The sequence below is a fragment of the Neobacillus niacini genome (assembly GCF_031456445.1).
GTDB classification, from domain to species: domain Bacteria; phylum Bacillota; class Bacilli; order Bacillales; family Cytobacillaceae; genus Neobacillus; species Neobacillus niacini_I.
In genome coordinates this window covers 199,836-217,676 of record NZ_JAVDUQ010000001.1, presented here as the reverse complement: position 1 = coordinate 217,676, position 17,841 = coordinate 199,836, and the positions used below count along the sequence as shown (strand labels likewise).

Sequence of the window (17,841 nt, the reverse complement as noted above, 5' to 3'; positions counted from 1 at the left end):
AGGTTATGTATTGAGATTTTCAAATTCTAACAAAACAAAACCATCCATAATAAGGATGGTTAAAGAAATTGGACAAGAATTTGTTATGTGAATAGCATTTTCACTCGTGAATTAAATGTAGCTGGGGATATAAATATTTTTAGGAATTTTTAAAACAAATCTTTTATTTCATATGGAATCTAATTTACTGATTAAGTTTATAAATTTCCCGAGCCATAGATTCTAAAATATAAACAACAGGTACTTGTGTCGTAATATTCGATTCTTCAAAAACTTCTTCTGTTACATAATAGGAAATGTTTAAATCAGAGATTTTTGCGATGGTTGAGAGTTTATGGTTGGTAATACTAACGACTTTACTTCCTTCTTGTTTAAGTTGGTTAAGATGGGTGACGGTAAAATTATTTTCACCTGAGACCGACAAAGCAATGGTTACGCTATTAAACATGAGTTTGGAGTGAATCGGAAAGTGAGGATCTTTAATATACAACGAAAATTTCCCTAAGCTTGAGAAATATCTTGCCCCATATTCAGCAAGAATCCCAGAGCTTCCGATCCCAATAAAAACAACGTTATCCGCATTAGAAACGAGACTTGCAGCCTCCCTAATTTTTTCTTCTAAATCCCCTTTAATTGTTCGCTCAAAAAATTCGACTAAGGATTGTTGAGAACTTTTTATTATCGTTTTTTTATCCTCTTTTAAATACATTTTAAGTTTGACTTTAAATTCAGAAAAACCTTCACAATTTAGTTTTTTGCAAAAACGTAAAATCGTTGCGGTTGATACATGGGTTTCATCTGCCAGTTCGCGAATTCGCATATAAGCGACCTTATCACTGTTTTGACTGATATAGTTGTATAAAGAAGTCTCTAATTCATTGAAAGAAGCGATTATCTCGTTTGAAAACATGAATCCAGTTTCCCTTCGCTAAAAAAAGTATAACCGCATTTTAACATAATTTTTTCGATAAAACACAGTGTTACATTTATGTCACAAATCACTTTTTTCGTTATAAAATACTAGATAATCTGCATTCATTTACTAGCCTGTTAAATGTAGTTATCATTCTATTGTAGTCATTGAACTTATTTTATAGGGAAGAGATTTATAAATGCACACAAAAAATAAATATTAATGATGGAATAAGTTCTGGAGGTAATCAAATGAAAAAATATCATTTCCCTGAAGGTTTTTTATGGGGAGGGGCTACAGCAGCCAATCAAATAGAGGGCGGATTTAATGAAGGGAACAAAGGACTAAATATTGCCGATGTTCTACCAGGTGGAAAAGAACGGTATAAAATTTTACTAAATCCAGGTTTTGATTTTGAGATTCATCCTGATCAATATTACTATCCTAATCATAAAGCAATTGACTTCTATCATCGCTATAAAGAAGATATTGCCTTGTTTGCGGAAATGGGTTTCAAAGCATTTCGGATGTCGATTGCCTGGACAAGAATTTTTCCAAACGGCGATGAGTTAGAGGCAAATGAGGAAGGATTGACTTTTTACGATTCTGTCATTGATGAACTGAATAAACACGGTATTGAACCAGTCGTAACCATTTCCCACTATGAAATGCCATTGCATTTAGTAAAAGAATATGGCGGCTGGAAAAGCAGACAAGTGGTGACCTTCTTTGAAAGATATGTAAAGGATATTTTCAAACGTTATAAAAATAAAGTTAAGTACTGGATGACCTTTAACGAGATCAATAGCAGCTTGGTGATGCCGATTCAAGGTCTTGGTTTTTCCATTCAAAAAGAAGAGGATAAATACCAGTCTACCTTCCAGGCCTACCATCATCAATTTCTTGCCAGTGCACTTGCGGTTAAAATGTGTCACGAAATCATTCCAAATTCCAAAATTGGCTGTATGATTCTTTTTGCACCTGTCTATTCCTTTGATAGTAATCCGGAAAATGTCATGTATGCCCTTCAGGAAGAACAGCTTTTCAATTATTATTGTGCTGATGTACAAGTACGGGGGGAGTATCCGTCCTTTATTAACCGCTACTTTAAAGAACATCATATTGAATTAGAAATTAAAGAAGGCGACTTAGAATTAATTAAAGAAGGCGCTGTTGATTATATTGGTTTTAGTTATTATATGTCCCGTACAGAGAAGAAAGTGAAGACAGATGAGGATAGTTCAGAGGGGAATATTATTGGCGGCATAAGAAATCCATTCTTAACAACAAGTGACTGGGGCTGGGAGATCGATCCAATCGGATTACGCATCACTTTAAACAAATTATACGACCGCTATCAGAAACCACTGTTTGTTGTCGAAAATGGGTTAGGGGCCTATGACAAGGTAGAAGAAGACGGTACAATCAACGATGATTATCGGATTGGCTATCTTCTGGAGCACATTCAGGCAATGGGTGAGGCCATTGAAGATGGGGTTGAATTAATGGGCTATACGAGCTGGGGCTGTATTGATATGGTAAGTATGTCGACCGGTGAGTTCTCCAAACGGTATGGGTATATCTATGTCGACAAGCATGACGATGGCAGCGGTACATTAGAACGCAGGAAGAAAACATCCTTCTACTGGTATAAGGATGTTATCTCAACAAATGGCGAGAAACTTTAATATTTCAAAAAAAGTGCGTAAATCTTAATGGATTTAGGCACTTTTTTGTTGAAGTTTAAAACGAATAATGGATTGTTTAGAGACTTAAGGATTTATTAAGGTACTCCCATTAAAATGACAAACAGTTAAAGAAAAATTATAAATTTGGGGGAATTAACTTGAAAAAGAATTATACAAAAATGGTATTGGATTTACTGATGGCAATCACTTTTGTATTGCTAATGAATCCAAGGGTATTAAATGGTTTACCATTTCATGAAATTGCAGGTCTCGTAATCGGAGTAGCAATTCTTACACATATTGGATTGAACTATCGCTGGGTGATCAATACAACCAAAAAGATTTTTGATCCAAAACTGCCGCAAAAAACACGCTTTAGTTATTTGTTAAATATCTTACTATTAATTTCGATGGCTACCGTCATTATTACAGGTATTCTGATTTCAAGGGTAGTTTTTCCAAGCCTTGCCGTTCAAGGAGGACACTCAATTAGAGGTATTCACAGTTTCTCAGCTGACGCTACACTTGCATTCGTTGGTCTTCATGTTGGAGTACATTGGCAATGGGTAATCAGTATTTGTAAAAAGGCGTTTAAATCAAAGGAAGGAAAAATTAGGAAGGGTGTTTTGGCATCAGTTGTCCTATACATCGCCATTTTAGCTGGCGGTATTCAATGGTTTTCCTCAACAGCTTCTTCAAACACAGGTGATTTCGCTCCCAAACAAGTGCAACAAAGTGGGCAGTCATCTAACAATGGGAACACTGGGGTCACTACAAATAAAGTACAGGGACCGCCTAACGGTGATTTTCGTGAAGGGAAATTTCATGGAAAAGATGGACATGGTGGCAGCAGTAACCCATTTCTCGTAGTCCTTAACTATTTCGCGATTTGGGCTGCCATTATCATTCCAACTTATTACCTGGAAAAGCGAAAATTAAGGAATAAACGAAAATCAAAGGATTTACATCTTCAAAATTCATGATCTTAGATAAATTAACTCTTGCCTTTTTAAAATAACGTAATTTCTCATTACCTACCTCAATTAAAGATCAAGAACCAAGGAGGACAAACATCCATTTTTAACTAATATGTTATATTAGCATTTCTTTAAAGGATATAGGTGCATAATCATATAGTAAACAACCTTAAGGGGGTGTGTTTACGATGTGTGGTTGGTGCGGTTGCGGTTTCGGCTATGGATACGGTTACGGTGGCTATAGCCCATTTGTTTTGATTGTTGTCTTGTTTATTCTTTTAATTATTGTTGGAGCAAGCAGCTTCTATTAATAATCATTAACAAAAATGAGGTGATCATCTATGACACCTTATTTTTTTGTAATCGTTTGACAATTAAGTGAATAAATATTGAGGAATCACCTATAAAGGAGAGGATTAAGCTGACTTCAACAGTATTGCTTGTTGTTTTAATCTCATCTCTTGCCTACATTCTTGGCGGTTTTCTTGTTTTACTGCGGAAAAATTGGTCGGAAAAAACCTTATTATCATTAGTCGCACTAAGTGCCGGTTTATTGTTATCCATTGCGCTCTTAGATTTAATTCCTGAAGGACAAGAAGGCATTAATCATAGCAGTTTGTTCGTCCTAGTTGGTTTCCTCATTATGTATTTTGTCTTTCTTCCAGTAATATTTAACGGTAAAAATGGATTAGAAAATAGTGATAATGCAACAATAAGGGGATTATCAATTGGAATGCTGCTTCACAATTTTTTTGAAGGGTTATCCATTGGGATAAGTTATACTGCATCCTTTGAATTAGGTGTCTTTGTTTCAATCACACTGATTATTCATAAAATACCAGAGGGTCTTTCTTATACTTCCGTTATGCTTGCTTTTTTTAATGGCCGGAAAAAAACAGCTATTTATCTAATCATTCAAGGAATTTTTACTTGGTTGGGAGCAGGAAGTGCCATTTTTTTATCGGAGTTTAAGGATTTTCAAGAACAGATTGTCGCCATAGGCTTATCCATAACAGCAGGGATTTTCCTGTATCTCAGTGGTACCTTATTAATACCTTTAATTAATCGGGGAACCTTTAAAAGTACACCTCTATTCTTTATCGGTGGAATTTTACTTTTTTTTGTATTACATAGTATTGTTTAGGCTTCGGACTTACCAGATGTTAACAATGATCGAGAATTTGGAGGGGGGAGAAAAATTTTCTTGTTCTTATTATTTAGAAAGGCACGTTCTTCAGTGGAATGTAGTAACACATAATACAGAAAAACCCTTGCTAAGCAAGGGTTTTTAGACGTCAACAAATTTAAGGAGCTGGTATGATTATCACTTCAATATTTTGTTCCATAACTTTTTCGGAAAAATCACCTGTTTTATCATAGTCAGTTATGATTGTATCTATTTGATCGACTGAAGCGAATGATGCAATTGAATTTTTGCCAATTTTAGTATGATCAAGCAATGCAACGACCTTTTTTGAGGCATTGACCATTGCTTTTTTTAATTCAACTTCATATACACTGAAATCCGTTAATCCTGATTCAAAGGAAAATCCATTAATTATGCTCAATCTAGAGTAATTAAATAAATATAGTTTTACCGAGTTTTTCGGCAAATTTTCGGCAATTTCAATTATAGGAAAAAAAGTCTTGTAACAATTACAAGTATGGAAGCTTTTAATAAAAATTAGAAATCTAAATACCCAAAATAATTTTTGAGCAATAGCCTTTTAATAAAATCGAATAAATGTTTCAATCGATTGGGAATGGCAGGTTATTTGGAGAAAACGGGAGTAAATGAGGACAATATAAATGAACTTTACCAAGAAATTTAAAACAAATAAATGATGGCTTACCTTGTTTTATTATTCAAATAAATGTTATTTTTTTCTAAAAAAGGAGGATGATAAATATATAAATTCTTTTTAGGAGCATAATCGAATGAATTTTGAAAGATTGATGTTAATTGGATTCTCGTTTATATGCATCCTGGCAATTTTTAAATTAGTTCCAAGAGAGAAAGTTAGAGATGCATGGATTTTATTTTTGTTCCTTCAAGTAATTACATGGCCAGCTGGTCTATTTGCTGTTGAAATGGGATGGATTGAATATCCTACGCAGTTTTTTTCATTTGCGAATAAATATAACAGGACGAGTTTCGCTTTTGAATTTTTCATTTTTCCCATTGTTGCAATTTTTTTTAGTCTGTATTATCCAAATAAAGTGAAAATAAAAGGTGCCATACTGTATTACCTATCATTTGCTGGTTTCTTCACGATTTGTGAGGAAGTTCTTGAAAAGTACACAACACTTGTGGAATATCATGGATGGAAATGGTATTGGACGTTATCTACGGTTATCATTTCGTTATTTTTAAACCATAGTTATTATCTTTGGTTTAAAAAAAGATTGGTAAAGGTTGAAAGCAGATGATGAAGGAAATTCTAATTCTGATTTTTTCTTGGTTACTTTCTATTTCTTTAATGTTGAAGTACATACCAAAAGAAAGGAAAAGAACTGCTCATATAACTTTTTTATTTGTTTCAACAATAACATGGATTTATGAATATATCGCAATATTAACTGGGGTGGTGGAATTTCCATTTAGAGAATTTAATGCAGCAACAAAAATGAGTTTTTCTCTTTATTATATTGTTTATCCAACATTTGGAGTGTTTTTTATTATTTTATATCCGATGGAGAAAATGAAACGAAAAATCTTTATTCATTTTTTTGTATTCGCACTAGCAATTACAACATTTACTTTTTTAATTGATAAATACAGCTCCTTAATTGATTTCATAAAATGGAACTGGTTCGTTAGTTTTTTCAGTAACATAATAATTTTAGTTATTGTTAAAAAGTTTTTGAATTGGTTTAAAAAGGAACTGGTATAACTAACAGGTTAAGAGTTTAGAAAGGGGAGGAGGCAATCGCCCTTTCACAATGAGTAGAATCAGGAGCTCATTTTTATTGTGCAAACGGTCAGGACTGTTAAAAATATGATGAGGCATTTAGCTTTTATAAGCAAATTTTTATTCCAAACAGGTCATACTAAACAGGATATGTCGATGAAGAGGTACTTGAAGCAGTAAAAAAGAAGATTAATGCGATTGATGTAACATATTTATTGGAAACTCGTGTAATTGAAGACGTATTAGAGGAGAAAAAAACATTATTCCCTCTAGTTTATACGTTCAGAACGTCCTGATGTAACAGTATCCGCATTATATGAGGGACAAGTCGCGATTATCGTAAATGAATTACCTTTTGTATTGATTGTGCCATCTATCTTTTTATATTATTTTCAACAACCAGATGAATACAATTCAAAATCAGGACGTTTTGGAAATTGAATTTTCCGATTGTTCAGTTGGGTATTAGCATTTCTATTACCCGCTTTTTATATAGCCATTACTCGGTTTCATACAAAACAAACTGACAGTTTAATAAATATGACTATAACAGATAATACAGAAAACCCTTGCAATAGCAAGGGTTTTCCTACGTCCCGGAGAGGATTCGAACCTCCGACCTACAGTTTAGGAAACTGTTGCTCTATCCTGCTGAGCTACCGGGACAGGATAGACCTTAATTATTTCGTTTAACACACACAACTAGAAAATAAAATCCCGTCCTGACCTCAGAAGGATTAATCAGGAAGCAGTTCAGTCAGTACGCTGAAGTAAATTCATGGAAGCTAATTCATTCGTGCTGAGCTACCGGGACATATTTTTTTGGAACGTCTTTTATTATAATGAATTGGATAAAAAAGGTCAATAAAAAGTTCTTTTATTTATATGGTGCCTGACACCATGTGAAGTTTTCACAACCTTTTCTTTGAAGATTAGCCATACCAATAAGTTTAATGAAAAGAGCAAACCTTCCATTGATAAGATATACCAAGGATAGGGTCCGAGGATATCTAATAAACTGGCGGTGGCAGGTTTATGGCTTAAGAACATGTAATTGCCGTGAACCAGTTTATTGATCAACATGATGAATGGCATCAGCATATTTAGAAATACAAAGAGTTTGACCACGGACCAGATGGTTGGTCGGTATCCGTACACCCAGGTAAAATATAATGGCACCCAAATAATCATTAAATGGGTATAAAAGAAGTGAAAAAAGCGAAAATGCGGAAAGTCGTAATGTAATATAGGTGTAATGAGTGCCTGAGTTGCTCCAAGCAATGCTGTGAATAGTAAAATTTCATAGAATACTTTTTTTCGAGTAAGCAGAAGTAAACCAGTTAAGATTAGACTGATGTTACAAAGTTCCAAAGGTAAGGCGGAGCTGATTTCCCAAATCCCATTTATTAGCATCCAGATATGATAGGTGATTTCAAAGACCATTAGTGAAATCGCGGTACCAACTTCTGCAGTTCTGCACTTTATTTTGTTTCGGAAAAAGTAAATTCCCGCAGCGCCAAGGATCAGGATAGCAATCATTGTAAAGTGGCTTACTGAATACATTTCGAAAAAATATTCTTTATTAGTTCCGCCTAACCACTTTGGCATAAAACCACCCCCATTCTGATCCATTAATTCATATTATTATATGCAGGTGTTACAATTTCCAAGACTCGGTTTAAATTTTAGTGTTTAGCCATAGAAATTGAGAATTCCCAGCCAACCTTTTTTATTTTATCTGCGATAAATCGAACTTTATCTGCGTAAATCATTGATTTATCTGCGATAAATCGAACTTTATCTGCGTAAATCATTGATTTATCTGCGATAAACGACCTTTTATCTGCGAACAGCCACTCACAATAAACAAACCCGAAACCTAAGTTGGTTAATTTCAACAACTGACCCCCGCTGCCCAGATATGTTATAATAGTTTGTCGAAGATACTCGAAATGATGAAAACGTGGAGGTCATTATGGCTGGTTATACGCCGATGATACAACAATACTTAGCAGTGAAGGCAGATTATCAAGATGCCTTTTTATTTTTTCGCTTAGGCGATTTTTATGAAATGTTTTTTGATGATGCTACTCGCGCATCACAAGAATTAGAGATTACTTTAACGAGCCGGGAAGGCGGGACGGAAGACCGGATTCCGATGTGCGGCGTTCCGTACCATGCTGCGGCCAACTATATTGAACAATTAATCGGTAAGGGCTATAAAGTAGCCATTTGTGAACAAACCGAAGACCCGAAGCAGGCTAAAGGGGTTGTTCGCCGCGAAGTGGTTCAGCTCATCACCCCTGGAACCGTGATGGAGGGCAAAGGACTAGCCGATAAAGAGAATAACTATATTGCTTCGATTACCGCTTTTGATGATCAAACCTATGGTTTTGCCTACAACGACATCTCAACTGGTGAAAGCCGGGTTACCTTATTATCGAATAACTTTGAAGAAGTGTTGAATGAGATTGCTGTACTAAGTGCCAAAGAGGTAGTTGTGGAGAAGGATTTTGATGGGGAACTTCAAAAGAAAATGCGTGAACGGGATGTTTTGGCGATTTCAATTGAAGATAATAGTTCAATAGAAATGAATTTTTCCGGCTTGCTCGAAGATTTGAACCAGGATAAATTGAAGCAAACTGCAGCCCGGCTTTTTAATTATTTGTACCGCTCACAAAAGCGAAGCCTCGACCATCTTCAGCCGGTGAAAACGTATCAAATCCATCAATATATGAAAATTGATTACTACTCGAAGCGAAATCTTGAATTAACAGAAACGATTCGTTCAAAAGGGAAAAAAGGTTCCCTTTTATGGCTTTTGGATGAAACGATGACCGCCATGGGCGGCCGGATGCTCAAGCACTGGATTGACAGACCTTTGATTAACCGAGAGGAAATTGAGCACCGCCACACCCTTGTTGATGTCTTAATGAATCACTATTTTGAGCGCCAAGAGCTTCGTGAAAAAATGAAGGAAGTATACGATTTAGAGCGTTTAGCCGGTCGGGTTGCATTTGGGAATGTGAATGCACGGGATTTAATGCAATTAAAGCGGTCACTGCTTCAGGTACCATTTGTAAAACAAATCCTGCTAGGAATGCAAGATGAAGAGATGACCAAAATTGCCCAATCTCTTGACCCATGTGAAGAAGTTACTGATTTATTAGAACAATCCATTGTAGAAAATCCGCCGCTTTCATTAAAAGAAGGAAACATCATCCGCGACGGCTATAATGAGCAATTGGATCAATACCGTGATGCGAGCCGTAACGGGAAAACGTGGATTGCCCAGCTTGAACGGGAAGAGCGTGAAAAGACCGGCATCAAATCCTTGAAGGTCGGTTATAATCGTGTCTTTGGCTATTATATAGAAGTAACACGTGCAAATCTGCATCTTTTACACGAAGGGCAGTATGAGCGGAAACAAACGTTAACAAATGCGGAACGGTTTATCACGCCGGAATTAAAGGAAAAAGAGGCGTTAATATTACAAGCGGAAGAAAAATGCGGGGAGCTCGAATATGAGCTTTTTACCGAAATACGTGAAATTGTAAAAGAGCAAATCCCTAGACTCCAAGCATTAGCCAAAGCAGTCAGCGAGCTCGATGTCCTGCAATGTTTTGCCCAAGTAAGCGAAGAGCGGCGTTATGTGAGACCAGAGTTTTCAGAGGAGCGACGCGTTGTCATTAAGGATGGCCGCCATCCGGTTGTCGAAAAAGTACTGAATTCGCAAGAATATGTTCCTAATGACTGCTTTATGGATGGTGACCGCGAAGTTCTTCTCATCACCGGACCGAATATGTCCGGTAAAAGTACGTACATGCGTCAGATTGCGTTAACTGCAATCCTTGCGCAAATTGGCTGTTATGTACCAGCTGAGGAAGCTATCCTGCCAATTTTTGATCAGGTGTTTACCCGCATCGGGGCAGCTGACGATTTAATTTCCGGACAGAGTACATTCATGGTCGAGATGCTTGAAGCGCGAAATGCGATTGTCAATGCGACACAAAACAGCTTGATTCTGTTCGATGAAATCGGCCGCGGAACTTCTACGTATGATGGAATGGCGTTGGCGCAGGCGATTATTGAATACATTCATACTCGAATTGGTGCAAAAACACTTTTTTCTACACATTATCATGAATTAACCGTTTTAGAAGAAGAACTTTCAAAATTAAAGAATATTCACGTTAGCGCGATTGAGCATAATGGCAAGGTTGTATTCCTTCATAAAATTAAAGAAGGGCCTGCGGATAAAAGTTACGGAATCCATGTTGCCCAGCTCGCGGAATTGCCGCCGGAATTGATTGAGCGGGCAAATGAAATTTTAACAGCGTTAGAACAGCCGGATCTTCAGGCTATTCCAAGGAAAACGGAAGCACCAGTAATCCAAGCTGTTCCGGCGAAACCTGAAAAAGTTGTGGAACAGCCGGCCCAGTTATCCTTTTTCGATGAAACTCCTGAGCCGAAAAAACCGGAACTTTCTTCAAAGGAAAAACGAGTTTTAGAGAAAATTAAAGAATTAGATTTATTAGATGTAACACCGCTTCAGGCGATTAATATGTTGTACGAGCTCCATAAAAAGTTGAAATAGGGGGTGACGTAAAATGGGCAAGATTATTCAATTGGATGACATCCTGTCCAATAAAATTGCCGCGGGTGAAGTAGTTGAAAGACCTGCATCTGTCGTAAAAGAACTGGTCGAAAATGCGATTGACGCCGGCAGTACGGTAATTGAAATTGAGGTCGAAGAAGCGGGTCTTGCAAAAATCCGTATTACGGATAATGGCAACGGGATTGAAGAAGATGATGTGTTAATCGCTTTTCAGCGTCATGCCACAAGTAAAATTAAGAATGAAAGTGACCTCTTCCGAATCCGGACACTCGGGTTCCGCGGCGAAGCCCTGCCAAGTATCGCATCTGTTTCAAGGTTAGAGATGAAAACTTCAACAGGGGTGGGTGCCGGAAATCGGGTCGTGATTGAAGGCGGAAAGGTCGAAGTGTTTGAAAAAGCATCAAGCCGCCGCGGTACGGATATCACGATTACGGATTTATTTTTCAACACACCTGCCCGCTTGAAATATATGAAAACCATCCATACCGAGCTTGGGAACATTACGGACGTGGTGAATCGTTTAGCGCTTTCACACCCAGAGGTAGCCTTTCGCTTAATTCATAATGAACGGAAATTGCTGCAAACGAACGGAAACGGCGATGTCCGGCAAGTTTTGGCGTCGATATACGGTATAGGGATTGCTAAACAGCTTGTGCCGATCACTGGATCTTCACTTGATTATAAGATTTGCGGGTTTGCTTCCATGCCAGAAGTAACTCGGGCATCGCGAAACTATATTTCAACGATGATCAATGGCCGTTTTATCAAAAACTATCCATTGGCGAAGGCCATTCAGGAAGGCTACCATACATTGCTGCCGATTGGTCGCTTTCCGATTGTTCTTCTGAACATCGAGATGGATCCGCTGCTGGTCGATGTGAACGTGCACCCGTCGAAAATGGAGGTGCGGATTAGTAAGGAAGCGGAATTAAATGAGCTGGTGACCTCAATCATCAAAGAGACGTTTAAATCGAAAATTTTGATTCCGACTGCTTATACGGTTTTGAAAAAAGAAATGCCGAAATCGGAGCAGACATCATTCGTTCTGGATGAGGGAACTCGTGAAACACCAGGTGTGAAGGAAATCAAGCCGCCGTCGGTTCCTGCCCGAGTGGTTCAGGAAACCCAGCCGCGATTCGATCCGTCATTTTTAACTCCGCCAATTCAAAAAGAACCGGAAACCTGGGATTTTCCAGAATCTTTTAGTGAGTTTCATGTAGAGCCAGTGGAACGGGAAGATGATTCGTTTACAGAACCGCCTGAGGTTGATGAGCAAAATGAATGCCGTGTACCGCGCATGTACCCAATCGGGCAAATGCACGGAACTTATATTTTTGCTCAAAACGAAAATGGTTTATACATTATTGATCAGCATGCCGCACAAGAGCGGTTGAAGTATGAATACTTTCGTGAGAAGGTCGGGCAGGTAGCTTCTGAATTGCAGGAAATGCTAGTTCCGTTAACTTTTGAATATTCGACAGATGACTTTTTAAAAATAAATGAAAATATCCATGAGCTTGAAAAGGTTGGGGTTTTTCTTGAGGAGTTCGGATTGAATAGCTTTATTGTCCGTTCCCACCCGCAATGGCTACCAAAAGGTGAGGAAAAGGAAATCATTGAAGAAATGATTGAGCAGCTGCTTTCGATGAAAAAAGTTGATATTAAAAAGCTTCGCGAGGAAGCGGCGATCATGATGAGCTGTAAGGCATCGATTAAAGCGAACCGTCATTTGCGCAACGACGAAATTCAAGCATTGCTCGATGATTTAAGAAAAGCATCAGATCCATTTACGTGTCCGCATGGAAGACCGATTATTGTGCATTATTCTTCATATGACATGGAAAAGATGTTTAAAAGAGTAATGTAAAAGAGCCAGGCATTTTTGCCTGGCTTTTTGAAATTTTGTGGCAGCAAATAAAACATGGTAAGTAGAAAATAAATAGCCCGAATTGGAAAATAAGAAAGTGAAACTGGAAAATAAGAAAGTGAAACTGGAAAATAAAACGGGAAAAGCGGAAGATAAAATAAATAGGTCATAAAAAAGGATAATAAAAAGATAAATGATTACCAAAAAACGGGATCTTGAGTTAGCGAAGTCAGGCATTTGTCTGGCTTTTTTGCGTTTTCAGAGCTAGAAAGGTTAAACCGGTAAATAAAATGGCGTAAGTGGAAAATAAACTGCATGAACTGGAAAATAAAACGCCTTAATATTTCTAAAATATACCAAGGTTACCAGCTGAATGGACTAAAACTCCCAAAGACACCGTTCTCAACTATTTTAGTATTTTGTGTGAAGCCGAGAACATTGGTGCAAGCTGATTCAGAAAAGATACCCCACGATAAAGAATGAGTATGTGAAACATATTTATTTTCATGGTAATGATGGTGCTGATTATTGTCTTATTTTCTTTACTTTAACGAATGGAACTGACTTTGAAATTGCTCAATTTCGCAAAGTGGGCAAAGGAAAATGGAAACAGGAGAAAATGAATCCTGAAGAAGATTCTATAAAGGAAAGTGGCATTTAAATATTTTTTATACAAAATTTGCAAAAACTGCATGACACATATAATACCTCTAATGTTAAAATATAGAAAATGATATTTTAGGAGGTCATATGTTTCAAGGGGATTTTATGTTTGAGTTTGCTCCTATTTTTATTGGAGCAATATTTATAATCGTTTATATCTGGTATTTTGTTCACCATTATAAAAGGAATCACACAGTGGAATAAAAATAATCACTCCCCGAAATTAAATGTAAACGCCCTAGTGGTTGGAAAGAGGACAGCAGTACGGGGCGGCGGAGAACGTAGAGCCTTTAGTGAATATTTCGTAACGTTCGAAGTAGAAAGTAGCGACCGGATGGAATTAGAGGTAAAGGATGCTGATTACAGTATGCTTGTAGAAGGGGATTTTGGCGAGCTGGCATTTCAAGGGACAAGATTTCTAGGGTTTATTCGCTCTGCCAATGACAAAGGAGTATTGTAACGGACTTGGCTGCCTTTTTGGTGGCTTTTCTTATCGATTCAAAAGGGCTTAGTGAATCTGATTTAAGAAAAGTGTTCCGTTCTGCAATTATTACTATTTCTTGGGTCACAAAAGAATTTGTCGTCGGTGATTTACTTCAATTTAATCATGTAAAAGGAGGAGACAAAAATTAAGGACATCTCTAATCTCAAACTAAATCTGTATTTACTGCTTACTATCATACCACTATCTGTTCTTGGATATTATTTTTCCGTATCCAAAGAATCATTCTTTTTCTTATATGAGTGGCTTCTTGCTGCAATTATGATTAGTTCAATCTTGTTTTCCGTAAAAAATATTGTGTCTATTAAAAATCGATTGAAGTGGATTGCCATATCGATCTTAGCCTTTTCTATTCAATTATCCGTACTTTGTCTATTTCTTGGACCCTTAACTCACTATGTAATGATTTATCTTTATTATGTGGTTGCAATCCTAGCGTTTGTGGTATTTTTCATCACGATAGGAAAAAACAGAACATTTAGAGTAATCCTGATTCTGTTCGTGATAATAACCGGGTTCATCACTCTATACGTGGTATTTATAAATGTTTTGTGGGGGAATAATTTGAGCTAGATATTTAATGAGAAAAATCAAAGGGGAAAAATTTTTCTTTATTTGGTTGCAGGATCTATCATGTTGCGAGGTTTCATAAAGGGTATATTTAATTGAAAAGATGGTGTTTTGAACAAAACTTGTTCAGAACACCTTCTTTTTCCATTCTTAATCTTTAATGACCAACCCCATTAATGCCGCAAATTGAATCGCTTGGTAGCTTGATACTTTGCAGCCTTTTAAATCGTTCATTTCCACAGTCAGTGTATTAAAATTAGATGTGCTGATATCGATTCCTTTTAGGGATGTTTGATCAAAGTTTGCTCCGTCAATATTGCAAAATTGAAACCCGACAATTTTAAGTTTACAGTTAAAAAAGTCTGTATTTTTTAAGGAAGAATCCTGAAAGTTTACTTTTTCGAACTTTGAATCTCCAAATGTTGTCATGTTTAAGACGGAATTTTCAAATTGTACATTTCCAAAACGAGAATCCGTAAAATCAACACCTACTAATTTACTATTTTTAAAGACGACTCTGTGAATGGAAGATTTACTCAAATTGGCGTTAGATAGATCGCAGTTTTCAAAGCAAACGTCCGTTATATCAATATTTTGAAAATCGGTGTGATTAAACCGGCTGTTCTTAATCACCATATTCGATAATCGGACCCTGCCAACCGTTTCATTTTCAAAAACGGAGTCAACAATTTTACACATTTCAAATTCAGGGTCTTCCTCATAAAAAATATCGTTGAAATTCTTAGTAGGTAATTCATCAGAAATTTTTGGTAAATCAATCTTCATATTTAATGCCTCGCTTATCAAATTTTTGTTTACTATAAAAAAATATAATTTTTCCAATAAAAAGGGGCGTTGAACCGTCTACTCTATGAAAGGAGGCTTAAAATGGTTCAAATGAATATAAAACAATCGGATATACCCATTGATAACTTAGCAGAATTTAAGAAATTATTCAATGAACATAAAAAGCATGTATTTGCAATTGCGCTATCGATCCTTAGAGACTTTGAAATGGCTGAAGATGTGCTCCAGGAAGTGTTTATCAAGCTTTTCCAGCATATGAAACATCAGCAGATTTCAAATGTGAGGGCATGGCTAATTACAGTATCCAGGAACACAGCATTAGATCTGTATCGAAAGAAAAAACGTGAAATCACGGGATTCGACGGTGATTATTTTGAACGGCTACAGTCTATAACAGAAGATCCTGTCGACAAAATGGTTTTATCCAAATACTTAGAATTGCTTAATCAAGAGGAGAGGCAAATTGTCATTATGAAGGATATCTCGGGAATGAAGCATAGAGAAATCGCCAAAATCACAGAAATGCCGTTGGGAACAGTCCTTTGGAAATATAATGCCGCTTTGAAAAAATTACGAAAAGGCATAGAGTAAGGAGGAAATCTGTTGGAGAAAGAAAAAATGCTGAAGCATTTAGATCAGGCAATAGAAAAGCAAGTACCGGATGTTTGGGATGAAATACAGAATAAGGTACATAGGATAGAAAAACTAGGATATAAAGGAGATATGGTAATGCAAAATAATGACACGGCTCATAATAAAAAAAGAAGACTATATAAGAGATTATCAATAGTTGCTGCGATTTGCCTAATTACCGTTTCAACTTTAACTTTTACCCCCGCATTGGCAGCGATTCAAGAGGCATTGGATAAAATATTTTCAAGTAAACATATTGATGATACTGGTTTAAAAATGGCGATTAACGAGGGGCGTGGCCAAACGGTGAATCAAACTTATTATGATAAGAAGCATGATATAACCGTGCACTTTGAAAGTGTTTTAACAGATGATAAGGAGACAAAACTCTTATTAACGTATCAAAGTAAAAAAACAAATTTACAGCACTATTATGTCGACATTTTTGAGGGGAAAAGTTCAATCAAGTTGATTGTAGGTGATGGACAAAAGAAACGATTACATACTGTTGGATGGGGGAGCAGGTATTATGATGCTAAGGAAAATAAAGTGTTTGAAGCCGAATCATTCGATTCAATAAAAGAATATGAAGGACAAAATATTCGTCTTGAAATTGAAAATTTGACCATCTATGATGACCAAAAAACAGGCGAAGTAAAAACCAAATGGCCGCTTGAGTTCAAACTCGGCAAATCCGCTATTTCAACAAGGGAAACAGTAAATGTAGATAAAGAATTCACTTTTGAAAATCAAAATTACAGGATTAAGCAAGTTGAGTTTTCAGCAATGGAAACTAGGGTGGTCGTTACGGGTTCTGATACTAAACTTATCATAGAAAATGGAGAAAAATTCCACGTGCTGAGTAAATTGGAACATCAATTCCTACATGCAAGGAAATTTAATAAAAAATACGGCTATATTGTGGATAATAAAAAGTCTGGCGTATTTTTGAGATCGGCTGGCAAGAGAGCGGATCCCATTTTTAGTAAGGGTGAGGTACAAGGGGCAGATGACGAATACATTATGTTTTTTGCTCCCGTTAAGGACCGCCAAAACTGTGTGCTTGAAGTTGGGGAGGATATTAAGATTCCATTGGCGAAGTAAATAAAGATTTAATAGGGCTTGACAGCGCCAGGCTCTAATTTTTTTTGAAGGTTATTTTGAATATAGTATAATGCAAGAAAAGAGGTGATTCATATCCTGGCCATTATATTTTGGATCATAATAAGTATCTGTTTTATCTTTAGTTTTGTTGGTCTCGTTTATCCAATTATTCCGTCCGTTTTGCTGATTTGGGGAGGTGTCCTGCTATACCAATTCGGGATTAATTCAAATGAACTTTCCTGGGTTTCGTGGACCATGTTTGTCCTCCTAACTATTTTATTATTTTTAGCGGATTATTTAGCGAATCTTCATTTTGTAGACAAAGCGGGAGGTTCCAAATGGGGGATGCGAGCGGCAACGATTGGTTTAATTGTCGGCAGCTTTATCATTCCCCCATTTGGTGTTATTATTGTTCCGTTTGTATTGGTATTGATGGCAGAACTGATGCAAAAGAAAACTTTCCAAGGTTCGATAAAAGTGGCTTTTGCTACTTTAATTGCCTTTTTAAGCGGAACGTTTGCAAAAGCGTTTATTCAGTTGATCATGATCGTTGTTTTTATTTTGGATGTAATTTTTTAAGAAAAAAT

General features: G+C 36.6%; 20 protein-coding genes and 1 tRNA gene. 15 read left to right on the top strand and 6 right to left on the bottom strand.

Features of this window, described 5'->3' with window-relative positions; all coding sequences use genetic code 11:
- Window positions 1-184: 184 nt before the first annotated feature.
- Window positions 185-910: a MurR/RpiR family transcriptional regulator gene (locus tag J2Y67_RS01130; RefSeq protein WP_310169676.1), complete on the bottom strand. Its 726-nt coding sequence runs from the start codon at window positions 908-910 to the stop codon at window positions 185-187.
- Between the two features lie 254 nt (window positions 911-1,164).
- Here J2Y67_RS01130 and J2Y67_RS01125 point away from each other — a divergent pair, with 254 nt between their 5' ends.
- The 4 genes from J2Y67_RS01125 (at window position 1,165) to J2Y67_RS01110 (ending at window position 4,722) form a co-directional block, all read left to right on the top strand.
- Window positions 1,165-2,601 (top strand): glycoside hydrolase family 1 protein, encoded by a 1,437-nt coding sequence (locus J2Y67_RS01125; protein ID WP_310169675.1) that lies wholly within the window; start codon window positions 1,165-1,167, stop codon window positions 2,599-2,601.
- A 158-nt stretch (window positions 2,602-2,759) separates the two neighbouring features.
- Window positions 2,760-3,584 (top strand): DUF4405 domain-containing protein, encoded by an 825-nt coding sequence (locus J2Y67_RS01120; protein ID WP_310169673.1) that lies wholly within the window; start codon window positions 2,760-2,762, stop codon window positions 3,582-3,584.
- 182 nt (window positions 3,585-3,766) lie between these two features.
- Complete coding sequence (locus J2Y67_RS01115; RefSeq protein WP_310169671.1) at window positions 3,767-3,889, top strand: YjcZ family sporulation protein; 123 nt, start codon at window positions 3,767-3,769, stop codon at window positions 3,887-3,889.
- Between the two features lie 125 nt (window positions 3,890-4,014).
- Window positions 4,015-4,722 (top strand): ZIP family metal transporter, encoded by a 708-nt coding sequence (locus tag J2Y67_RS01110; protein WP_310169670.1) that lies wholly within the window; start codon window positions 4,015-4,017, stop codon window positions 4,720-4,722.
- 160 nt (window positions 4,723-4,882) lie between these two features.
- On the opposite strand, the gene J2Y67_RS01105 is transcribed toward J2Y67_RS01110, so the two are convergent.
- The gene (locus tag J2Y67_RS01105; RefSeq protein ID WP_310169669.1) at window positions 4,883-5,146 is read right to left on the bottom strand and encodes a DeoR/GlpR family DNA-binding transcription regulator; all 264 of its coding nucleotides are present in this window, start codon (window positions 5,144-5,146) and stop codon (window positions 4,883-4,885) included.
- Window positions 5,147-5,516: 370 nt separating this feature from the next.
- Between J2Y67_RS01105 and J2Y67_RS01100 the strand changes: the two genes are divergently transcribed.
- From J2Y67_RS01100 to J2Y67_RS27870, 3 genes are all read left to right on the top strand, one after another.
- Window positions 5,517-6,008, top strand: a complete 492-nt coding sequence (locus J2Y67_RS01100) for a CBO0543 family protein (protein WP_310169667.1) — start codon at window positions 5,517-5,519, stop codon at window positions 6,006-6,008.
- Complete coding sequence (locus J2Y67_RS01095) at window positions 6,005-6,472, top strand: CBO0543 family protein (protein WP_310169666.1); 468 nt, start codon at window positions 6,005-6,007, stop codon at window positions 6,470-6,472. Before J2Y67_RS01100 ends, J2Y67_RS01095 begins: the two co-directional genes overlap by 4 nt.
- A 294-nt stretch (window positions 6,473-6,766) precedes the next feature.
- Window positions 6,767-6,931: a spore germination protein gene (locus tag J2Y67_RS27870; RefSeq protein WP_396954027.1), complete on the top strand. Its 165-nt coding sequence runs from the start codon at window positions 6,767-6,769 to the stop codon at window positions 6,929-6,931.
- 151 nt (window positions 6,932-7,082) lie between these two features.
- Here the strand turns inward: J2Y67_RS27870 and J2Y67_RS01090 are convergent.
- The 3 genes from J2Y67_RS01090 to J2Y67_RS01080 form a co-directional block, all read right to left on the bottom strand.
- Window positions 7,083-7,156: transfer RNA gene (locus J2Y67_RS01090), tRNA-Arg, on the bottom strand.
- A gap of 195 nt (window positions 7,157-7,351) precedes the next feature.
- Window positions 7,352-8,098: a YwaF family protein gene (locus J2Y67_RS01085; RefSeq protein WP_310169665.1), complete on the bottom strand. Its 747-nt coding sequence runs from the start codon at window positions 8,096-8,098 to the stop codon at window positions 7,352-7,354.
- Window positions 8,099-8,175: 77 nt separating this feature from the next.
- On the bottom strand, window positions 8,176-8,388 hold the full coding sequence (locus tag J2Y67_RS01080) for a hypothetical protein (RefSeq protein ID WP_310169664.1): 213 nt from the start codon (window positions 8,386-8,388) through the stop codon (window positions 8,176-8,178).
- Between the two features lie 77 nt (window positions 8,389-8,465).
- Between J2Y67_RS01080 and mutS the strand changes: the two genes are divergently transcribed.
- From mutS to J2Y67_RS01055, 5 genes are all read left to right on the top strand, one after another.
- Window positions 8,466-11,087, top strand: a complete 2,622-nt coding sequence (mutS, locus tag J2Y67_RS01075; protein WP_310169663.1) for a DNA mismatch repair protein MutS — start codon at window positions 8,466-8,468, stop codon at window positions 11,085-11,087.
- Window positions 11,088-11,100: 13 nt separating this feature from the next.
- On the top strand, window positions 11,101-12,975 hold the full coding sequence (gene mutL / locus J2Y67_RS01070) for a DNA mismatch repair endonuclease MutL (RefSeq protein WP_310169662.1): 1,875 nt from the start codon (window positions 11,101-11,103) through the stop codon (window positions 12,973-12,975).
- 487 nt (window positions 12,976-13,462) lie between these two features.
- Window positions 13,463-13,636, top strand: a complete 174-nt coding sequence (locus tag J2Y67_RS01065) for a hypothetical protein (protein WP_310169660.1) — start codon at window positions 13,463-13,465, stop codon at window positions 13,634-13,636.
- Window positions 13,637-13,804: 168 nt separating this feature from the next.
- On the top strand, window positions 13,805-14,098 hold the full coding sequence (locus J2Y67_RS01060) for a DUF2500 domain-containing protein (RefSeq protein ID WP_310169659.1): 294 nt from the start codon (window positions 13,805-13,807) through the stop codon (window positions 14,096-14,098).
- 5 nt (window positions 14,099-14,103) lie between these two features.
- Window positions 14,104-14,271 (top strand): hypothetical protein, encoded by a 168-nt coding sequence (locus tag J2Y67_RS01055; RefSeq protein WP_310169658.1) that lies wholly within the window; start codon window positions 14,104-14,106, stop codon window positions 14,269-14,271.
- A 589-nt stretch (window positions 14,272-14,860) separates the two neighbouring features.
- On the opposite strand, the gene J2Y67_RS01050 is transcribed toward J2Y67_RS01055, so the two are convergent.
- Window positions 14,861-15,496 carry a pentapeptide repeat-containing protein gene (locus J2Y67_RS01050; protein ID WP_310169657.1) on the bottom strand — a complete coding sequence of 212 codons (636 nt, stop codon included), beginning with the start codon at window positions 15,494-15,496 and terminating at the stop codon, window positions 14,861-14,863.
- Window positions 15,497-15,598: 102 nt separating this feature from the next.
- On the opposite strand from J2Y67_RS01050, the gene J2Y67_RS01045 reads away from it, so the two are divergent.
- The 3 genes from J2Y67_RS01045 to J2Y67_RS01035 all read left to right on the top strand — a co-directional run bounded on the left by J2Y67_RS01045 (window position 15,599) and on the right by J2Y67_RS01035 (window position 17,833).
- Window positions 15,599-16,108, top strand: coding sequence for an RNA polymerase sigma factor (locus J2Y67_RS01045; protein WP_310169656.1), 510 nt, complete (start codon window positions 15,599-15,601; stop codon window positions 16,106-16,108).
- A gap of 12 nt (window positions 16,109-16,120) precedes the next feature.
- Window positions 16,121-17,254: a DUF4179 domain-containing protein gene (locus J2Y67_RS01040; RefSeq protein ID WP_310169655.1), complete on the top strand. Its 1,134-nt coding sequence runs from the start codon at window positions 16,121-16,123 to the stop codon at window positions 17,252-17,254.
- Window positions 17,255-17,338: 84 nt separating this feature from the next.
- Window positions 17,339-17,833 carry a DUF456 domain-containing protein gene (locus J2Y67_RS01035; protein ID WP_310169653.1) on the top strand — a complete coding sequence of 165 codons (495 nt, stop codon included), beginning with the start codon at window positions 17,339-17,341 and terminating at the stop codon, window positions 17,831-17,833.
- The last annotated feature ends 8 nt before the right edge of the window (window positions 17,834-17,841 follow it).